Origin of the sequence: Paracoccus albus (assembly GCF_027913035.1) — a bacterium.
In the GTDB taxonomy this organism is placed as follows: domain Bacteria; phylum Pseudomonadota; class Alphaproteobacteria; order Rhodobacterales; family Rhodobacteraceae; genus Paracoccus; species Paracoccus albus.
Genome location: NZ_CP115775.1, coordinates 2,242,421 through 2,261,588, shown reverse-complemented (window position 1 = coordinate 2,261,588; position 19,168 = coordinate 2,242,421). Strand labels below are relative to the sequence as shown.

The 19,168-nt window shown below is 59.8% G+C and carries 21 protein-coding genes; 10 read left to right on the top strand and 11 right to left on the bottom strand.

Annotated features, from left to right (window positions below; translation table 11 throughout):
* The first annotated feature begins 49 nt into the window (after positions 1–49).
* From PAF20_RS11325 to glmM, 3 genes are read left to right on the top strand one after another with little or no spacing between them, the layout of a single operon-like run.
* On the top strand, positions 50–832 hold the full coding sequence (locus PAF20_RS11325) for a dihydroneopterin aldolase (RefSeq protein ID WP_271070743.1): 783 nt from the start codon (positions 50–52) through the stop codon (positions 830–832).
* The gene (gene folP, locus PAF20_RS11320) at positions 829–1,806 is read left to right on the top strand and encodes a dihydropteroate synthase (protein WP_271070742.1); all 978 of its coding nucleotides are present in this window, start codon (positions 829–831) and stop codon (positions 1,804–1,806) included. Before PAF20_RS11325 ends, folP begins: the two co-directional genes overlap by 4 nt.
* Entirely contained in the window at positions 1,807–3,150 is a 1,344-nt protein-coding gene (gene glmM / locus PAF20_RS11315) for a phosphoglucosamine mutase (RefSeq protein ID WP_271070741.1), read from the top strand.
* Here the strand turns inward: glmM and PAF20_RS11310 are convergent.
* Both PAF20_RS11310 and dksA read right to left on the bottom strand, forming a co-directional pair.
* Positions 3,147–4,280 carry an FAD-dependent oxidoreductase gene (locus PAF20_RS11310; RefSeq protein ID WP_271073313.1) on the bottom strand — a complete coding sequence of 378 codons (1,134 nt, stop codon included), beginning with the start codon at positions 4,278–4,280 and terminating at the stop codon, positions 3,147–3,149. The two genes, glmM and PAF20_RS11310, sit on opposite strands and share 4 nt — an antisense overlap.
* A gap of 109 nt (positions 4,281–4,389) precedes the next feature.
* The gene (gene dksA, locus PAF20_RS11305) at positions 4,390–4,812 is read right to left on the bottom strand and encodes an RNA polymerase-binding protein DksA (protein WP_271070740.1); all 423 of its coding nucleotides are present in this window, start codon (positions 4,810–4,812) and stop codon (positions 4,390–4,392) included.
* Between the two features lie 165 nt (positions 4,813–4,977).
* On the opposite strand from dksA, the gene PAF20_RS11300 reads away from it, so the two are divergent.
* The 3 genes from PAF20_RS11300 to PAF20_RS11290 are packed head-to-tail and all read left to right on the top strand — an operon-like array spanning position 4,978 to position 6,714.
* Positions 4,978–5,820: an AAA family ATPase gene (locus tag PAF20_RS11300; protein WP_271070739.1), complete on the top strand. Its 843-nt coding sequence runs from the start codon at positions 4,978–4,980 to the stop codon at positions 5,818–5,820.
* Between the two features lie 4 nt (positions 5,821–5,824).
* Positions 5,825–6,286, top strand: coding sequence for a GNAT family N-acetyltransferase (locus PAF20_RS11295; RefSeq protein WP_271070738.1), 462 nt, complete (start codon positions 5,825–5,827; stop codon positions 6,284–6,286).
* Positions 6,283–6,714 carry a type II 3-dehydroquinate dehydratase gene (locus PAF20_RS11290; RefSeq protein ID WP_271070737.1) on the top strand — a complete coding sequence of 144 codons (432 nt, stop codon included), beginning with the start codon at positions 6,283–6,285 and terminating at the stop codon, positions 6,712–6,714. Before PAF20_RS11295 ends, PAF20_RS11290 begins: the two co-directional genes overlap by 4 nt.
* Here the strand turns inward: PAF20_RS11290 and PAF20_RS11285 are convergent.
* Positions 6,711–6,938 (bottom strand): putative quinol monooxygenase, encoded by a 228-nt coding sequence (locus tag PAF20_RS11285; RefSeq protein ID WP_271070736.1) that lies wholly within the window; start codon positions 6,936–6,938, stop codon positions 6,711–6,713. The genes PAF20_RS11290 and PAF20_RS11285 overlap by 4 nt on opposite strands.
* Before the next feature lie 211 nt (positions 6,939–7,149).
* The gene (locus tag PAF20_RS11280; RefSeq protein WP_271070735.1) at positions 7,150–7,566 is read right to left on the bottom strand and encodes a MerR family transcriptional regulator; all 417 of its coding nucleotides are present in this window, start codon (positions 7,564–7,566) and stop codon (positions 7,150–7,152) included.
* 72 nt (positions 7,567–7,638) lie between these two features.
* Between PAF20_RS11280 and PAF20_RS11275 the strand changes: the two genes are divergently transcribed.
* On the top strand, positions 7,639–8,289 hold the full coding sequence (locus PAF20_RS11275) for a cation efflux transmembrane domain-containing protein (protein ID WP_271070734.1): 651 nt from the start codon (positions 7,639–7,641) through the stop codon (positions 8,287–8,289).
* Between the two features lie 82 nt (positions 8,290–8,371).
* Positions 8,372–9,130: a transglutaminase-like domain-containing protein gene (locus PAF20_RS11270; RefSeq protein ID WP_271070733.1), complete on the top strand. Its 759-nt coding sequence runs from the start codon at positions 8,372–8,374 to the stop codon at positions 9,128–9,130.
* Between the two features lie 17 nt (positions 9,131–9,147).
* On the opposite strand, the gene guaA is transcribed toward PAF20_RS11270, so the two are convergent.
* Positions 9,148–10,701 (bottom strand): glutamine-hydrolyzing GMP synthase, encoded by a 1,554-nt coding sequence (guaA, locus tag PAF20_RS11265; protein ID WP_271070732.1) that lies wholly within the window; start codon positions 10,699–10,701, stop codon positions 9,148–9,150.
* Between the two features lie 135 nt (positions 10,702–10,836).
* Between guaA and PAF20_RS11260 the strand changes: the two genes are divergently transcribed.
* A complete protein-coding gene (locus PAF20_RS11260; protein ID WP_271070731.1) occupies positions 10,837–11,412 on the top strand; it encodes a CAP domain-containing protein in 576 nt (191 codons plus the stop codon).
* Between the two features lie 67 nt (positions 11,413–11,479).
* On the opposite strand, the gene PAF20_RS11255 is transcribed toward PAF20_RS11260, so the two are convergent.
* From PAF20_RS11255 to PAF20_RS11230, 6 genes are all read right to left on the bottom strand, one after another.
* Complete coding sequence (locus PAF20_RS11255) at positions 11,480–12,820, bottom strand: branched-chain amino acid ABC transporter permease (RefSeq protein WP_271070730.1); 1,341 nt, start codon at positions 12,818–12,820, stop codon at positions 11,480–11,482.
* A 14-nt stretch (positions 12,821–12,834) separates the two neighbouring features.
* Positions 12,835–13,839 (bottom strand): branched-chain amino acid ABC transporter permease, encoded by a 1,005-nt coding sequence (locus tag PAF20_RS11250; RefSeq protein WP_271070729.1) that lies wholly within the window; start codon positions 13,837–13,839, stop codon positions 12,835–12,837.
* A gap of 241 nt (positions 13,840–14,080) precedes the next feature.
* Positions 14,081–14,587, bottom strand: coding sequence for a hypothetical protein (locus tag PAF20_RS11245; RefSeq protein ID WP_271070728.1), 507 nt, complete (start codon positions 14,585–14,587; stop codon positions 14,081–14,083).
* 4 nt (positions 14,588–14,591) lie between these two features.
* Complete coding sequence (locus tag PAF20_RS11240) at positions 14,592–15,416, bottom strand: ABC transporter ATP-binding protein (protein ID WP_271070727.1); 825 nt, start codon at positions 15,414–15,416, stop codon at positions 14,592–14,594.
* Positions 15,413–16,195, bottom strand: coding sequence for an ABC transporter ATP-binding protein (locus PAF20_RS11235; protein ID WP_271070726.1), 783 nt, complete (start codon positions 16,193–16,195; stop codon positions 15,413–15,415). The genes PAF20_RS11240 and PAF20_RS11235 overlap by 4 nt, the downstream gene beginning before the upstream one ends.
* Before the next feature lie 131 nt (positions 16,196–16,326).
* Complete coding sequence (locus PAF20_RS11230) at positions 16,327–17,508, bottom strand: ABC transporter substrate-binding protein (protein ID WP_271070725.1); 1,182 nt, start codon at positions 17,506–17,508, stop codon at positions 16,327–16,329.
* A 191-nt stretch (positions 17,509–17,699) separates the two neighbouring features.
* Between PAF20_RS11230 and PAF20_RS11225 the strand changes: the two genes are divergently transcribed.
* Positions 17,700–19,106, top strand: coding sequence for a class II 3-deoxy-7-phosphoheptulonate synthase (locus PAF20_RS11225; RefSeq protein ID WP_271070724.1), 1,407 nt, complete (start codon positions 17,700–17,702; stop codon positions 19,104–19,106).
* Positions 19,107–19,168: the final 62 nt, after the last annotated feature.

Below are 19,168 nucleotides of genomic sequence, written 5' to 3'. Positions count from 1 at the left end.
TATCGCCCCACCCCTTGCGGTGGGGCGTTTTCTTTGAAATCTGGATCAAATGAACGAACCAGACCAAATTCACCTGCGTGACTATGTGGTGGAAGCCGAGATCGGTGCTTTCCAGTCAGAGCGTGGTCGCCGCCAGCGTCTGCGCTTCAACCTTTGCGTTGACCTTGCCGATCCGGTGATTGGTGTTCGTGACGATGTTGACCGCATTCTGTCATATGACGTTTTGACGGACGCGGTCGCCTCTGGTTTGGCAGATCAGCGGTATAACCTTTTGGAAACACTGGCGGAACGTATCGCCGCGGATGTGCTTAAGCACGCCCAGGCAAAGCGGGTCAGGATTTGCGTTGAAAAGCTTGACCGGGTGCCCGGAGCACTTGGTGTAACTCTGGTCAGACAGCAGGGGCGGGTCGATACCGCTGCCGGCAGCCTGTCTCCGGTCGTGGTTTTTCACGGTGCCGACATCGCACGGCACACCGGCGCTGTCATCTTGTCTCCTGATGCGCCGGATCTGCCGCTTCCTTCAGGCGGCAATGAGCGCCGCGTGGCGCTGCTCGCGCTAGATCAGGCTGCGTGGTCGCTTGGCGGTCGTCTTGGGTTGGATGTCGCCGATAACAGGACAGAGCTTGACTGGGCGATAAAGGAAGCCCGTCCGATTGTCTGGGCGCCCTCGCGTATGGTTGCCGATGTTTCGGGACTGGAGGCTGATCCTATTGCGGTAGCGTTATGGCTGGCAGAGCGTCTTGGCGCGGAACGGCTGGATATTGCCTTGCCGGAGGGAAAAGACACGCCTTCCCTGACCACTGATATTCCCGTTCGGCGGATCACTGAATGAGCGACTATTGGCGCCCGATCCCGGAAGAGGGCGGATCGCATCCGCTTGCGGGCGGCTGGCTGCGGTTTTCGCGTGTTGAGCGGCTTTCGCGACGTGCTTTGCCGCAGATCGTACCTGCCTCTGCCGCGCCGCCGGAAGTGATTGACCGTCTGACGGCCACGCGGGCGAGTATCTGCGATATCGATATGTCTCGTCCTTCTATCATGGGCATCGTCAACGCGACGCCTGACAGTTTTTCAGACGGCGGCACCTACGACCCATTGGCGCAGGCGCGCAGATTGGCCCGAGAAGGAGCCGATATTCTGGATATCGGCGGCGAATCCACCAGGCCCGGCGCGGCAGAGGTGAGCTTCGCCGACGAGGCCGAGCGTGTTGTTTCTGTGATCGGGGAAATGGCCGGGGCGCTGCCGATCTCGGTCGACACGCGCAAGGCAGCAGTCGCACGGCAGGCCGTCGCGGCCGGTGCATCGATGGTCAACGATGTCTCGGGATTTGATTTCGACGATGATCTGCCCGGTTTTGTCGCGCAGAATGACCTTCCTGTGTGTGTGATGCACGCGCAGGGTCTGCCGGAAACAATGCAGGACAATCCGCGCTATGAGCATGTGTTGCTCGACGTCTATGATGCGCTGCAGACGCGTATCCTGCGCGCTGCCGAGGCCGGTGTCCGCCACGAGCGCATTTTGATCGATCCGGGTATAGGGTTTGGCAAGACGTTGGCGCATAACCTGTCTATTCTGAACAGGATCAGCCTGTTTCACAGCTTGGGTTGCCCGATCTTGCTGGGTGTTTCGCGCAAGCGGTTCATCGGCGAGGTGACAGAGGCGCAAGATCCGCAGGCGCGGCAGGCAGGAACACTTGCCGTCGCGCTTGCGGCTGTGGCGCAGGGTGTGCAGATGCACCGTGTCCACGACGTGGCGCATGCGGTGCAGGGATTGGCCTTGTGGCGGGCCGTGACGGAAAGGGATGACTAGATGGTGCGCAAGCTTTTTGGAACCGATGGCGTAAGGGGCCGGGCCAATAGTGAGCCGATGACGGCCGAACTGGCCATGAGGCTGGGCGCCGCGGCGGGCCGCTATTTCCGCCGCGACGGGCGCAACGGGCACCGCGTCGTCATTGGCAAGGATACCCGGCTTTCCGGCTATATGCTGGAAAATGCACTGACCGCCGGACTGACCAGCACCGGGATGAATGTGTTGTTGCTGGGGCCGCTGCCGACCCCGGCCGTTGGATATCTGACCCGCTCGATGCGCGCGGACCTTGGAATCATGATATCCGCCAGCCACAATCCTGCCGATGACAACGGAATCAAGTTTTTTGGTCCCGATGGGTTCAAGCTTTCGGATGATGCGGAGACGAAGATCGAGGCGATTGTCGAGGGTCAGATACGCCCGGCGGAGCCCCAGAATATCGGTCGCGCCAAGCGGATAGACGACGCGCTTGGCCGCTATGTCGAATATGCGAAGACAACTTTTCCCGCCGGTCAACGACTGGACGGTCTGAAAATCGTCATTGATTGCGCAAATGGTGCCGGGTATCGCGCGGCACCGGATGTTTTGTATGAACTCGGTGCCGATGTCGTTGCCGTCGGCGTCAACCCGAACGGACGCAATATCAATGATGGCGTAGGCTCTACCCATCCAGAGACTGCCGCGCAGGCTGTTCTGGACAATCAGGCGGATCTGGGCATCTGCCTGGACGGCGATGCGGATCGTGTCATCCTGATCGACGAAAAGGGCCGCGTCGCCGATGGCGATCAGCTGATGGCCCTGATGGCCGGGCGTTGGGCCGATAAGGGCAAGCTGCAGAACGGCGCACTGGTTGCGACTGTCATGTCGAACCTGGGTCTCGAACGCTTCCTGACCGGTCGAGGGCTGAAGCTGGAACGAACAAAAGTCGGTGACCGCTACGTGGTTGAGCGGATGCGTGAAGGCGGGTTCAACCTTGGCGGCGAACAGTCCGGCCACATCGTGATGACCGACTATGCGACAACCGGGGATGGCCTGATCGCCGGTCTGCAATTCCTGTCGGCGATGACCGATACCGGGCTGACTGCATCAGAACTTGTTCACCAGTTCGACCCTGTGCCGCAGCTGCTGAAGAATGTGCGCTACGCTGCCGGGGCCGATCCGCTGGCCGCCGGCTCGGTTCAGCAGGCCATCGCAGCGGGTGAGACACGACTGAACGGAACCGGACGCGTCCTTATCCGCAAATCGGGGACAGAGCCGCTGATCCGTGTCATGGCAGAGGCTGAGGATGAGGGAGTTCTGCGTGAGGTCGTCGACAGCATCGTCGCCGCGGTCGAGGACGCGGCTTAACTCACCGCTTCCGCCAGTGGATCATAGTCGTAGATCCAGTCGAACCGGCCCATCAGCCGGTTCGGCGCAAGGCGTGACAGGCTGCGCAAACCGGCATGGGCGATGACCCGCGCCGGCCCGCTGAGATGATAGTTGCGGGCATTGCCATTGGCGGCGGCAACGATCTTTTCGACGCGCGGGCGGCGAAGCGCCTGATAGCGCGCAAGCGCTGCTGATTGATCGTCGATCCGATCCAGACACTCGGCCATTGTCCATGCGTCCTCGATCGCCATGACGGCACCCTGCGCCATGAAGGGCAGGGTCGGATGCGCCGCATCGCCAAGGATAGCGAGCCGATCGTCGTGCCAGCGTTGCGCGACCTGATGTCGGAACAAGCCCCAGACCCCACAAGTGTCGACCTGCGCAAGCCACCCCGGAAGCGGACCGCCGAATCCGGCAAAGGCGCGGCGCAGATTTGCGGGATCATCCTGATGTGACCAGCCCTCTGCGGCCCAATCCGGGCGCTCCTGCACAGCCACAATGTTGCGCAACCCTCCGCCAAGCCTATAGGTGACGAGGTGTTTTCGCGGCCCCATGAACACGCGGGCGCAGGCATCTTCTGACCCATCCTGGATCAATGCACGCCACGCAGTCTGGCCGGTGAAGAACGGATGCTCGACCCCGTTCAGCTTGCGCCTGATGATGCTGTGCAGGCCATCAGCCCCAATCACCAGCGGTGCATCGGGCAACACCTCGCCAACCTCCTTGCCAAGTTCTATCAGAACGCCTGCTTCACGCGCACCGCGCTCTAGCACCTCGATCAGTCGCGCACGATGCACCATCCTGAATGCTGCGCCCGGACGTCGTGCGGCCAAGGCCAGTGCCGCGACCTGCTTGCCGTGATGGTCGTGCAGAAGGACGCCAGCCGACCGGGCCGAGACCTGATCCAAGGCCGCGCCTAGTCCGAGTGCCTCCAGAACCCGCCCGGCATTGGGCGAAATCTGTAAACCTGCACCTGCCTCTGTCAGTTGAGGTGCTCGCTCTTGCACCGTGACTTTTGCGCCGCGATGCGCCAACGCGATGGCCACCGTAAGGCCCGCAATGCCGCCGCCGATAACTGCGACGTTCCTGTTCTTAAGATATCGGCTCAGCTTATGCTCCGATAGTTAACCGTGCCGCACAGCTGATGACACGTCCTGCCATACGTGCCGCCAGCAATGGTCCTGCCCGACACACACTCAACGATCCCGCCAGGGACCGTCAGTCGTCGCGGTGAACGCGCTCTCGCCGCTCGTGCTTTTCTTGTGCCGCAAGGGTCATCGTGGCGATTGGCCGCGCGTCCAGACGCTTGAGGCTGATAGGCTCTCCGGTCACTTCGCAATAACCATACTCACCGTTTCCAATCCTGCGAAGCGCCGAATCGATCTTGCCAACAAGCTTGCGCTGACGGTCGCGAGTCCGAAGCTCTAACGCGCGGTCGGTTTCCTCTGACGCGCGGTCAGCCAGATCCGGCACGTTTCGGGCGCTGTCCTGCAACCCCTCCAGCGTTTCTGCGGACTGTTCGATTAACTCGGCCTTCCAGGCCTCCAGCTTACGACGGAAATACTCCAGCTGGCGATCGTTCATGAACGGTTCGTCTTCGGCTGGGCGGTAATCATCGGGCAGGAAAATCTGCTGTTTCATACGTCCTCCGACGGGTCGAGGTGCCTGTCCCCCGATCCTCGCGCCCCCCTTTACGGTAAGCATCGGCACTTGTCACTAGGGCATTGGTCGCAAATGTCGGTGAGGCTGCTTGCTGCGGCATCGCGCGGCAGCTAGGGTCGCCGCGCCATAAGAAGGATGCCGATAATGCAATTCTCCTCGACCGCAAGCTATGTCGCGCCGCCTGAACTGACGATGGCGGTCAATGCCGCGATCACGCTGGAACGGCCGCTTCTGGTGAAGGGAGAGCCCGGAACCGGCAAGACAGAGCTTGCCCGGCAGGTGGCCGCATCGCTTGGTCTGCCGATCATCGAATGGAATGTGAAATCCACGACCAAGGCGCAGCAGGGTCTTTACGAATATGACGCGGTCAGCAGGCTGCGCGACAGCCAGTTGGGCGATGCGCGTGTGCATGACGTGGCCAACTACATCCGCAAGGGCAAGCTGTGGCAAGCCTTTGAGGCAGATGGGAAAACCGTTCTGCTGATTGATGAAATCGACAAGGCCGATATCGAATTTCCGAATGACCTATTGCAGGAACTCGACCGGATGGAGTTCTTTGTTTACGAAACAGGCCAGACCGTGCAGGCCACGCATCGGCCCGTGGTCATCATAACTTCGAACAATGAGAAGGAATTGCCTGACGCATTCCTGCGGCGTTGCTTCTTTCACTATATCCGCTTCCCGGATGCGGAAGGTCTGGCCCGCATCGTGGACGTCCATTACCCCGGTCTGAAGCCAAGACTTCTGCAAGAGGCGTTGAGCCAGTTCTTCGAGATCCGCGACGTTCCGGGGCTGAAAAAGAAACCGTCAACGTCCGAGCTGCTGGATTGGCTGAAGCTGATCCTTGCCGAAGATATTGCGCCAGAGGATCTGAAGAAGGCGCCCGGTGAAATGCTGCCTAAGATGCACGGTGCCTTGCTGAAGAACGAACAAGATGTCGCGTTGTTTGAAAAACTGGCCTTTATGGCTCGCCGTCAGGGAAGGTAAACCATTGAAAATTCGTGCGCTCGAACCCGACGATAAAGCGAGATGGCAGGTGCTATGGGATGGTTATCAGCAGTTCTATGGCCATCCCGACCGCCCACAGTCATTTTTCGATTCGGCCTTCACCCGGCTGACCTCTGGCAACGAAAACGACTTCATGGGCCTTGTTGCCGAGGAAGGCGATGCGTTGCTTGGACTGACGCATTACGTTTTCCATCCGAACCTCTGGCGGCCCGGCGGCGTGTGTTATCTGCAGGATTTGTTCACAACCCCAGATGCCCGTGGCAAAGGCGTCGGTCGCGCCCTGATCGAGGCAGTCGCTTCGGCTGCCGAATCTCGCGGCGCCGAGGCCATTTATTGGCTGACCGCCGAAGACAACTATGCGGGTCGGATGCTGTATGACCGGGTTGCCACGCGCACGCCATTCATCAAATATCAGCGCGACTTCCCTGTTGGAGATAAGGCGTGAAGACGATCCTTTTGCTGAACGGCCCGAACCTGAACCTGCTGGGCAAGCGCCAGCCAGAGCATTACGGACATGAGACACTGGCCGATGTCGAAGCATTGGCACAGGGCGCCTGCGCCGAGGGCTTCCGGATCGAGGCTATGCAATCCAACTGGGAAGGCCAACTGATCGACTGGATACATGAGGCACGCGAAACCGCTGTTGGTATCGTGATAAATCCCGGTGGTCTGTCCCACAGTTCGATTGCATTGCTGGATGCGCTGAACGCCTTCGAAGGTCCGGTGATCGAGGTTCATATCAGCCAGATCCACAAGCGCGAGGCGTTCCGCCATCACTCCTATGTCAGTAACCGGGCCGACGCGGTCATCGCCGGCCTCGGGACAGACGGCTATGCCGCAGCGGTCAGGCGCGTCTGCAAGCTTTCGGCCTAACCGTCGATTCGCTGGATGTCGCGCGTGAGCTCTGTCGTCTTGCTGGCCCATTCGCTGGCGGCAAGCCGCTCTTTATGCGCGTCGAGCCCATCCTGATCCGCATATAGCTCCTCAACGCGCCAGACCATCGGATCGTCCGTTTGGTTGATCTCGAAAAACAGGCATCCCGGCTCTTGCCGGCTCAGCGCTATGTGCTTGGGAACCTGCTCAAGCACGGTTTTCAACTGTTCGGCGTTTTTGCAGGTGATCGTGCCTGAAAGTGCAATTTGACCGGGTTTCGGATCTGGCCGGGCATGTCCGCCGCTTCCAGAGTGATCCTGTCCACATCCGCATGTCATCTCGAATCTCCATCAGATAGGTCCGGGGTTCAGCCAAACGGATCGTGCGAAGGACTGCAATATCCTGAGCGCAGTTGAGGATCTGCAAATGGCGATTTCAGTGATCCGCGCAGCAATGCTGATGATCGGCAAGCGAGGCCAGAACATAGCAATCGCTGGTCACCCCATTGCCAGAGCAGCCGTCGGCAATCCGGATCAACTCCGCCTCCAACGCGCGAAGTCGAGCGATACGCTGCCGGACATCGACAAGCTGCGCTTGGGCGATCTCGTTTGCCTCTGCGCAGCTGCGGTCAGGATGATCCTGAAGGTCGATCAGCGCGTTAATCGCGTCCAGTGAAAAGCCGAGCTCGCGCGCATGTTTGATAAAACCAAGCCGCTCAAGACCGGCTTTGTCGTAGCGACGTTGATTGCCCTCGGTCCGTCCACTTGCATCCAGCAACCCCACCTCTTCGTAGTAGCGAATGGTCGGAACCTTCACTCCGGTGCGTTTTGACATCTGGCCGATGGAATACATGAAATCAGTCCTTGAACCTCTAGCGACTAGAGCAATTAGAACAGAAACTCAGATGATTCGAAAGGATACGAGATGAGCGGATGTTGCGGCCACGACGCAAAGTTTGATGGGGTCTCAGCGGACTACAAACGGCGGTTGTGGATAGTAATCGCGCTGAACGCCGTGATGTTCGGCGTGGAAATGTTCGCGGGCCACGCCGCGCGATCACAGGCGCTGCAGGCGGATGCGTTGGACTTTTTGGGCGATGCACTGACCTATGGGATTTCGCTGGCGGTGATCGGCGCGTCGTTGCGCGTTCGCAGCATTGCGGCGATGGCAAAGGGCATCAGCCTGCTGGCAATGGGATTGTGGGTGTTCGGCTCTACCATCTGGCGCGTATTCTTCACCGCCGTGCCAGAGGCGAATATCATGGGCATCATAGGTTTCATGGCACTGGCGGCCAATCTGGCAAGTGTCATGCTGCTGGTTCAATACAAGGATGGCGACGCCAACGTCCGCTCTGTCTGGTTGTGTTCGCGCAATGATGCAATTGGCAATGTCGCCGTGATGGTTGCGGCGCTTGGTGTCTGGGGAACGGCGACGGGCTGGCCTGACGTGATCGTCGCAATCATCATGGCGGGGCTGTTTCTGTCATCTGCCTTCCAGATCATCCGGCAATCGCTGGCAGAGAGGCGCGAGCAGACCGACCATGGCCAAGACCACGAGCACGGCCACGCGCATTAGCGCGACGTTGGCCTGAGTATAAAAGCTGCCGAGGCGAGTTTTCGAGATGGAGCCGCCCCGGCCAGTGATGGAGGGCTTCGATATGGAAAGATATCTCAGTGAAACGAAGTTGCTGGACTTCAGCGCCCCGGCGATAGCCAATCTGGTGAAGCGGCGCGGGTGGCCCGATATGGCGGAGTTTGACCGGATCGGTGCCGCCTATGATTTCGTCCGGGATGAAATCAAGTTCGGCTATAACCGCAGCGACGATATCCTCGCGTCCGAGGTGCTCGCCGATGGCTATGGTCAATGCAACACCAAGGGCACGCTTCTGATGGCTATGTTGCGCCGACTTGGTATCCCGTGCCGACTGCATGGGTTTGCAATTCACAAGCAGTTACAGCGCGGCGTTGTGCCGGAACTCGTATACCCGCTAGCGCCTGACAATATCCTGCACAGCTGGGTCGAGATACGCCATCAGGATCGTTGGATCAACCTTGAAGGCTTCATTCTGGACCGGGACTTCCTGTCGGCGATCCAACAGCGCTTTAACAATGAGGTCAGCGAGTTTTGCGGGTATGGCGTCGGCACAATGTGTTTGTCCGATCCGCCCGTGGATTGGCGTGGAACGGACACCTATATCCAGCGGACCGGCATTAACGCGGATTTTGGTCTTTTTGACAGCCCCGACGCGTTCTACGCCAAGCACCATCAGAATATCGTTGGATTAAAGGCGCTGCTTTACAAATATCTGATCCGCCACTGGATGAATGCGCGCGTTAGGCGCATCCGAAGCGGACACGTATCCGGATCCACGGTAGCGCCCCGGATACACCGGCACGCCGAGGGCAATCGAAGTTAAGACGCGCTGTTACGCGATCACTCCCACTCAATCGTGCCGGGTGGCTTGGATGTGATGTCATAGGTTACGCGGTTGATACCCTTCACCTCATTGATGATCCGCGTGGCTGTCTCGCCAAGGAAGTCGTGGCTGAACGGATAGTAATCCGCCGTCATCCCATCGACCGAAGTCACCGCCCGAAGCGCGCAGGCGTAATCATAGGTGCGCCCGTCGCCCATCACGCCGACGGTGCGCACGGGCAGGATCGCCACGAAAGCCTGCCAGATCTCGTCGTAAAGCCCGTGCTTGCGGATCTGGTCGATATAGACCGCGTCGGCCTTGCGCAGGATGTCCAGCTTGTCGCGGGTGATCTCTCCGGGGCAGCGGATCGCCAGACCCGGTCCGGGGAAGGGGTGGCGACCAATGAAGCTGTCGGGCAGGCCCAGTTCGCGGCCAAGGGCGCGGACCTCGTCCTTGAACAGCTCGCGCAGCGGTTCGACCAGTTTCAGACCCATCTTCTCGGGCAAGCCGCCGACATTGTGGTGCGATTTGATCGTGACCGAGGGGCCGCCGCTGAAGGACACGCTTTCGATCACGTCCGGATACAGCGTGCCTTGCGCCAGAAACTCTGCCCCCTCGATTTCGTTCGCATATTTCTGGAACACGTCGATGAACAGACGGCCTATGGTCTTGCGCTTGATTTCGGGGTCGGAAACACCTTCCAACTCACCGATGAACAGGTCGGATTCGTCGGCATGGATCAGCGGGATATTGTAATTGTCGCGGAACATGGAGACGACTTCCTCGGCCTCATTCTGCCGCAAAAGCCCGTGATCGACGAAAACGCAGGTAAGCTGGTCGCCGATCGCCTCATGGATCAGCACGGCGGCGACCGAGGAATCGACCCCGCCGGACAGGCCGCAGATCACCTTTTTGTCGCCGACCTGTTCGCGGATCTTGCGGATCGCCTCATCCCGGTAAGCGGCCATGGTCCAGTCGCCGGTGAAGCCCGCCATGCGGATGAAATTCTCCAGCATGGTTTTGCCGTTCGGGGTGTGATGCACCTCGGGGTGGAACTGCACGGCGAAGAAGCCGCGCGATTCGTCGGCGGTGATGGCGAAAGGCGCGTTGGGCGAGGTGCCGATCACCTCAAACCCCGGCGCGAGTGCGGTGACCCGGTCGCCATGGCTCATCCAGACCTGTTCCCGGTCTGACAGGCCCGCGAAGATACCGTCTTTCTTGTGACCCGGCGCGGGTGCCACAAAGGCGCGGCCATATTCGGCGTGATGACCTGCCTCTACCTTGCCGCCAAGTTGCGTCATCATGACCTGCTGGCCATAGCAGATGCCGAAAATCGGCACGCCCATAGACCACAGCGAGTCCGGCGCGCGGGGGCTGCCTTCGCGCGTCACGCTGTCCGGGCCGCCGGACAGGATCACCGCGCGGGGCGCAAGCTCGGCAAGGCTCGCGTCGGTGACGTTCTGGTAGGGATGGATCTCGCAATACACATCCAGTTCGCGCAGGCGGCGCGCGATCAACTGTGTGACCTGAGATCCGAAATCGATGATGAGAAGGCGCTGATGCTGGGTCATGGTCGGCATTTACGGCGCGGATGCCTGCGTGGCAAGAGTGGAGCTGCTCCGGGAAGCGTCAGGAACCCTTTCGTAAATCGCAGCGTTGTGAATTAGACTTCCGAAACAACGACTTGATTCACAGGAGAGGCATGAATGTATAGACCGCCGGCCCGGACCACCTTAGCTGCGCTTGCTGGCGCGGCAATTGCGTTATCTGCCTGCTCAGCTGATAATCTAGCCGCTGCAGGCGACAGCGACACGCCTATCAGTGTAACTCCTGCTGCTGATCCCGGTCTGCCTGCGCCCGCAGTCGAGGCCATAGGCCCGGTTTGCGCACCCGCCGACGCTGGCGCGGTGGAGCAGATGAAGGAACGTATCAACGCAGAGCGCACAGCACTGGGTCGTTCTCCGCTTACATTCCGGGATAATCTGACCTTCGCCGCGCAGGCGCATGCCTGCGATATGGCAACGATGGGCCGCGCCTCGGTCGCGGGCTCGAACGGGTCGTCAGTTGTTCACCGTGTCCGGGCGGTAGAATACTCGGCCTGCTCTTCAGCGCAGCTGATCGGTCGTTCGGGCGATGCCTATTCCCAGATGGCGAACTGGATGGCGCATGAGCCGGATGAGGAAGTTCTGGTTCACCAGAAATTCGACGACGCCGGGATAGGCGTGGTCAACATGGGCGGAAGGCTTTGGTGGTCCGTCGTGATGGCCGATAATTGCCGCTGACCTTTCGCAGGGTGCTGACATGGAAAAGGGGCCGCAAGGGCCCCTTTTTTGTGCTTGCCCGATGGCTTTACTTCTCTGGCACCAGACCGCGTGGCGAGAAGCGCAGCACCAGCAGCAGGATCAGCCCCATCGCTATAAACCGCATATGCGGAGAGCTTGCGAGCAGGTGCGACTTGATGTCCCCGGCAGGCAGCGGCGATGTCAGAAGCCCGATCAGCTGTGGCCCCCAGCTTTCCGCCTTGATCCAAAGGAACCAGATCAGGATGCCGCCAAGCGCCGCGCCCCAGTTGTTGCCAGAGCCGCCGACGATCACCATCACCCAGATCACGAAGGTATAGCGCAGCGGGTTATACTGCGTAGGTGCCATCAGCCCGTCCTGCGTGATCATCATCGCACCGGCCAGACCCATTACCGCACAGCCGATCACGAAGATCTGCAGGTGGCGACCCGTCACATCCTTGCCCATCGCCTCTGCCGCGACTTCGTTGTCGCGGATAGAGCGCATCATCCGGCCCCAGGGCGATTTAAGCGCCAGCTCTGCCAGCAGGATCAGCAACAACAGCACGACTGCGAATAGCCCCGCATAGCAAAGCTTCACCCAGATACCCGATGCCTCTGCTACCGACATGCTCCAGCTATTGGCGAGCGACTGGAAATCGGGGTCTTGTTGCAGGTTGATTTCATACGGAACCGGGCGCGGGATCGAAGTGACGTTCTTGACGCCGCGGGCCAGCCATTCTTCATTCTTCAGAACCGCAACGATGATTTCACCGATGCCGAGCGTTGCGATGGCCAGATAATCCGACCGCAAACCAAGCGCAACTTTGCCGACGCCCCATGCTGCGGCGGCCGCGAACAAGGCGCCGACAGGCCATGAGATAAGGACCGGAAGGCCCAGCCCGCCGAGGTTACCGAATTGTGCGGACTGGTTCGCCTCGATCGCGTCGACCGCTGGGTCGAACAGCCAGCGATAGGCCACGAAACCGATGATCAGCACCGTCAGAATGGCCGGGACGCGCAGCTTCCGGCCCGCTCGTTTCCATGTCATGGCGGACAAAGCCAACGTGCCCAGCCCGACGATAATGGCCAGTATCACACGCGGACCGCCCGCGCCCCATGCACCTTCAACAGGCGCGACGGAAATAAGCACGGGCGCAAGGCCCCCGATGGCAAGAAAACCCACAACGCCAGAGTTGAACAGCCCGGCGTAACCCCATTGCATGTTCAGCCCAAGCGCCATGATCGCAGAGATCAGGCCCATGTTCAGAATGGCGAGCGACGTGTTCCAGGACCCGGTGAACAACGCGTTGCTGGTTGTGCCTTCCAGGACGAAAAGCGCCACCAGCACAAGCGCCATGATCGGTGCGCGCCAGCGGCTGGAGGCTTCGGCTTGACGAGAGGTTGCCATAACTCTGACCTCCTTTACACGGATTTGCCGCGGAACAGGCCGGTTGGCCGGAACAGCAGAACGATGATGAGGATGACGAAACTGACGGCGAACTTGTATTCGGTCGACATCAGTTGGAGGAGCGAGGATCCGGTATCGAAGCCCAGATACTCGACCACCTTCTTCCAGGGATAAGTGATCGCCACCTCGGAGAAGGCGACAATAAAGCCACCGGCAATCGCGCCAATCGGACTGCCCAAACCGCCGACGATGGCAGATGCAAAGATTGGCAGCAGGATCTGGAAGTAGTTGAAGGGCCGGAATGCCTTGTCCAGACCGTAAAGAACGCCCGCAATCGTCATCAGCGCCGCTGCGATGATCCAGGTCATGCGGACGACGCGTTCAGGGTCGATACCGGACAGAAGCGCCAGATCTTCGTTGTCCGAATAGGCACGCATCGCCTTGCCCGATTTGGTGCGGTTCAGGAACCAGAACAGCGCCCAGACGACGATGACGGCCATGACAACGGTGATGAGCTGCGTGCTGCGAAGCGCAAGCCCCTCTGACAGCCCCGTCCATTCGCGGAAATCGCGGACGTTAATGATAAAGCGGGCGCCGTCGTCAAAGCGGATTTCGTCCACACCGATCAACAGTCGCGTCAGCCCGTTGGTGATGAACATCACACCGACCGACGCCATCACAAGAATAATCGGATCGGATTTCTTGCGTCGATAGAAACGATAAACGCTTCGGTCGGTGGCCAGTACCGCAAGCGCACAACCCGCAATCCCGATAGGCAGCGCAAGCAGCGCGGTCGGCAGCGGGCCAAGGGTGATTCCCAACGATTGCAGGCCCCAGGTCGCAAGAATGGTGATCGCCGTGCCAAGCGCCATCGTATCGCCATGGGCAAAGTTCGAGAAGCGCAGGATGCCATAGATCAGCGTGATGCCGAGCGCGCCCAGTGCAAGCTGCGCACCATAGGCAGCGGCGGGAATGAAGACGAAGTTCAGAAAGACGATAAGTGCGTTGATCGGTTCCATCACGCTGCCCCCCTGCACTGGCCTGAATCCATCAGGGTCAGCCCGTCAGCGCCCATCACATTATTGCCGTATCGGCCAGTCGTCGTATCCAGCATCAAAGTGATGAGTTCTCCGGCTATGTTCTTGCCTTGGTAAATTGGGCTTGTGCCGCAGGGCAGTATTTCTAGCGACTTTTTCTGATCGTCTGGGAAAGCTGCTGACGCGGCGGCCACTGCGAAGATCTTTTCGTTACGTCTCGCCCTCATTCGCACTGCCCAACATAGGTGATCGCCATAAGCGGATCAGTGAGATGCGTGGTAAAACGTGCCTGACCATCTGCCAGCACGGTCAGTAGCCGCTGCTTTGCCGGCCCGGACTCGGTCGAGGTGGCCAGTGTTGTTCCGTTTTCCAGAATCGCCGACATCGCCACAGTCTCGGACGGGTCGGCCCATTCGGCCTCGGCCAGTCCCGCTCCATCGGTTATAACGGTCAGCTGACCCTCATAGCCCGAGTCCGCGCATTCATTATCCACACATTCGGTCGTGAATGTGCAGGCGAGTGCGGTCGAGGTCGCATCGGGAGCACCGCCGTCGGGTGCAACGTCAGAGATCGGAGCGATCTCATCCACGGGTGCCTCACCCGCCGGGGGCAGGGGAGCCTCGGCTGCGGGTGGCAGTTCTTCGGCAGGTGCGGCGTCCTGCGCGAAAACGGGGCCTGCGCAAAGAAGCGCGGCACAGGCGACGAGTGGTCGCAAATTCATGATATTCATGGGTTCAACCTCCCAGGAAGGTGCGGCGCACCTCATCATTATCCATAAGCTCCTTGCCGGTGCCGGTATGGGCGTTTGCGCCCTGCACCAGAACATAGGCTTTGTCGGCGATGTTCATCGCCTGCTTGGCATTCTGTTCGACCATCAGCACCGGCAGACCACCACGTGCGATGGCGATGATCCGGTCAAACAGCTCATCCATGACGATGGGCGAAACACCGGCGGTCGGTTCGTCCAGCATCAGAAGGCTGGGCTGGGTCATCAGCGCGCGGCTGACGGCCACCTGCTGACGCTGACCACCGGACAGTTCGCCTGCTGCCTGCCTGCGCTTCTCGGCGACTGCCGGAAACAGCTCGTAAACCTGATCCATTGTTTCACGGATGTTGTCGTCGCGGATAAACGCACCCATCTCCAGGTTCTCTTCAACCGTCATGGACGGGAAGATGTTGTTCACCTGTGGCACAAAACCCATGCCCGCTTTGACGCGGTCCTGAGGATTCAGCGCGGTAATATCGCGACCGTTCAGCCTGACGGAGCCTTCGCGCAGGTCAAGCATACCGAACAGGGCTTTCATCGCGGTTGATTTGCCTGCCCCGTTGGGGCCGACGATCACAGCGATTTCGCCTTTTTCGACCGCGATTGTGCAATCGTGCAGGATGTCCGGGCCTTTCCCGTAACCGCCTGTCATATTTTCGCCGATCAGGAAGGGGTCGCCCGCCTTGCCCTCTCTCACCGGGCCAGAGCGGCGGGTGCCGTCGATTTCGCCACGCCCGTGCTGGTTGACGATCGAGGCATCACGGCTGTTGCCGAAGGGATCGTTGTCGCTCATGCGCCGATCATCTCCTTGTTCTTCAGGCCGCGGCCCAGATAGGCTTCAATCACGGCTTCGTTCTGCATGATGCTGTCTGCAGATCCCTGAGCCAGCACCTTGCCCTCGGCCATCACGATTACCGGGTCGCAGAGCTTGCCGATGAAATCCATGTCATGTTCGATGACGCAGAATGTGTATCCACGCTCTTTATTCAGGCGGATGATCGCGTCGGCGATGGTTCCAAGCAAGGTGCGGTTCACGCCCGCGCCGACCTCGTCCAGAAACACGATCTTTGCGTCGACCATCATCGTGCGGCCCAGTTCCAGCAGCTTTTTCTGCCCGCCGGAGAGGTTGCCGGCCTTTTCGTCGGCGACATGGCTGATGGTCAGGAACTCCAACACCTCGTCCGCTTTTGCACGCAGCGCCTCTTCTTCGCGGCGGATCGCACCGCGCGCGAACCATGTGCTAAGCAGTCGCTCGCCCGTCTGGGCAGCGGGAACCATCATCAGATTCTCGCGCACCGTCATGGATGCGAACTCATGCGCGAGCTGGAAGGTCCGCAGCAGACCCTTGTGGAAAAGCTCATGCGGTGGCAGTCCGGTTATGTCCTCTCCATCCATGATCACCCGGCCTTCGGTCGGTGCGTGGACACCAGCAATCACGTTGAAAAGGGTGGACTTTCCGGCACCGTTCGGACCGATCAACCCGGTAATCGAACCGGTTTCGATGGTCAGGTCAGCGCCATCAACGGCGGAAAATCCACCGAATTTCTTATGCAGGTTTTCAACCCGGATCATTACATCCCCGTCGCGTAAGATGATGTATCAATGCCAAGCGCTTAATTATTAAGTCTATTCTGTTTTAGCGCTTTTTTCCATTGCAAAAGGCCCGGCGCAGGTTGCGCCGGGCCGTAATTGCTTTGGGGCGATCAGTGGAAGCCTACGACTTCCAGTTCACCATCGGTGATGGTTGTTTCGCGATAGGAGCCTGCGGTTTCGCCCGGCTCTACCATTTCGACCGAGGATGCGCCGACATAGTCGATGTCTTCACCAGCGGCCAGCAGTTCCAGGCCTTTGGCTAGGTCGCCAGGCAGGATCTGCTCACCCGGTGCGTTGGCGACGTCCATGACATGCGCCTTCGCCTCGTTCGGATCGGACGAACCGGCGGCCTGCATGGACAGCAGGATCAGCGCTGCGGCATCATAAGCTTCGGCTGCATAGGCGCTCGTCGGGGTGAAACCGTTCGCTTCTGCGACTTCTGCAAAGCGTGCCGGGCCATCGCCATCAGCGGCCGGGTTGATCCCGATGGAGCCGTCGATTTCCGAACCGAAGCGCTCGGTCAGCGAGTCGCTCACCATGCCGTCAGGGAAGACGAACATGTCGAAAGCGCCGGTGTCGAGAGCGCCGCGGGTCACGCCCGAACCGCCCTGATCCACGTAACCTGCGACGACAAGCGCATCACCACCCGCAGCGGCCAGTGCCGCGACTTCGGCAGAGTAGTCGGCCTTGCCATCGTCATGTGCGGCAGAGGTCGTGACAGAACCGCCCAGCCCTTCATATGCGGCCTGAATGCTGTCGGCGAGACCTTTACCGTAGTCGTTGTTGGTATAGGTGATGGCAATCGATTCGACGCCTTTTTCATTCAGCAGTTGAGCGATCACTTCACCCTGACGGGCGTCAGAAGGCGCCGTGCGGAAAAACAGACCGTTATCCTCGATCGTCGACAGTGCCGGCGAAGTTGCCGAGGGCGAAATCATCATCACGCCGTTCGGAATCGCAACTCTTTCAAGAGTGGCGATTGTTTCGCCCGAACATTGTCCGCCGACCATCACCTTGGCACCTTCGGCAACCTGACGCTCTGCCGCGGCGACGCTGGCCGCAGCGTCGATGCAGGTGGTGTCCGACCGCGAAGTGACGACGGTAGAGCCATCAAGGAAGTTACCGGATTCGCTGACTTCCTTGGCCGCGGCCTCACCGCCGGCAGCGATATCGGGTGCCATGGATTCCAGCGGACCGGTGAAGCCCAGATGCAGACCCAGCTTCACCTCTTCGGCGCCAGCGGCCCCGGCAAACAATGCGGTGGCGGCAGTCGCGAGAAGCATATTTTTCATTTTTTAAACCCCTGTTGGTCTTGTTGATGCCACGCACGTTATCGGTGCAGCCCCGTGAATGTAAAGTTCATTGTCGCCCGAATGCATCCAGCAATTGCTGTTGTTTCATGACAATTCATGCAAGACGGCGGTCTTTTACTTCCCCTGAGGTGCATCTATAAGCGTTGTGGTAACATTAAGGAGTGTCCGACATGACGCAGGAACAGCGCCCAAATACCGCCGCCCGCAACTGGGAAAAGGCCGGCTGGCGTGCCTATCCCCGCGTTCAGATGCCGGATTATCCCGACGCCGAAGCGCTTGGCGCAGTTGAGGCGCAGCTTGGGAAGTACCCGCCGCTCGTCTTTGCGGGTGAGGCGCGTAAATTGCGTGCTCATTTGGCCGATGTCGCACAGGGCAAGGCATTCCTGCTTCAGGGCGGCGACTGCGCTGAAAGCTTCGGCGAATTCAGCGCCGACAACATTCGCGATACCTTCAAGGTCATGCTGCAAATGGCCGTTGTGCTCACATGGGGGGCGCAACTTCCGGTGGTGAAGGTCGGGCGCATGGCCGGACAGTTCGCCAAGCCGCGCTCTGCCCCGACAGAGACGGTGGATGGGGTGGAACTGCCCAGCTATCGCGGCGACATTATCAATGGGTTTGATTTTACCTCGGCCGCCCGCGTTCCGGACCCTCAGCGGATGCTGTCTGCATATACGCAGGCTGCGGCCTCGCTGAACCTGCTGCGCGCATTTTCGACCGGGGGCTATGCCGATATCCACCGTGTCCAAAGCTGGATTGCCGACTTCACTTCCGGCCCCGAGGCAGAGCGTTACCGCGCGATTGCCGACCGGATCAGCGATGCGATGGCATTCATGCAGGCGGCGGGCGTCACCGCAGAGATTGCGCCGGAACTCGGTCAGGTGGAGTTTTACACCAGCCATGAGGCGCTGCTGCTGGAATATGAAGAGGCATTGGCGCGGGTGGATACCACGACCGGGCTGCCGGTGGCGGGCTCGGGTCATATGATCTGGATCGGTGATCGTACGCGCCAGCCCGACGGTGCGCATGTCGAATTCTGTCGTGGTGTACAGAACCCGATCGGCCTGAAATGCGGCCCGACGACGACCGAAGACGATCTGAAAGTCCTGATGGAAAAACTGAACCCGGCGAATGAGGCGGGGCGTCTGACGCTCATCGCCCGTTTCGGTGCGGGCAAGGTTGGCGATCATCTGCCACGGCTTATTAAAGCCGTTCAGGAAGAGGGCGCGAATGTCGTCTGGTCGTGCGACCCGATGCATGGAAACGTGATCAAATCATCGACCGGCTACAAGACCCGCCAGTTCGATTCGATCCTGCACGAAGTGCGCGAGTTCTTTGGTGTGCACAAGGCCGAGGGCACGATTCCCGGCGGCGTGCATTTCGAGATGACCGGCAAAGACGTGACCGAATGCACGGGTGGTGTTCGCGCCGTGACCGATGAGGATCTTTCTGATCGCTACCACACGGCTTGTGATCCGCGGCTGAACGCCAGCCAGTCGCTGGAGCTCGCATTCCTTGTTGCAGAAGAACTGCGCGCGCGCCGCATCTCCGATGCGTCTCCGCAGGCCGCCGCAAGCTGAGGCTTTACGCAAGCGCAGTGTCAGAACCCGAAAGGGGGCCGCGCGGCCCCCTTTCTTTTTGA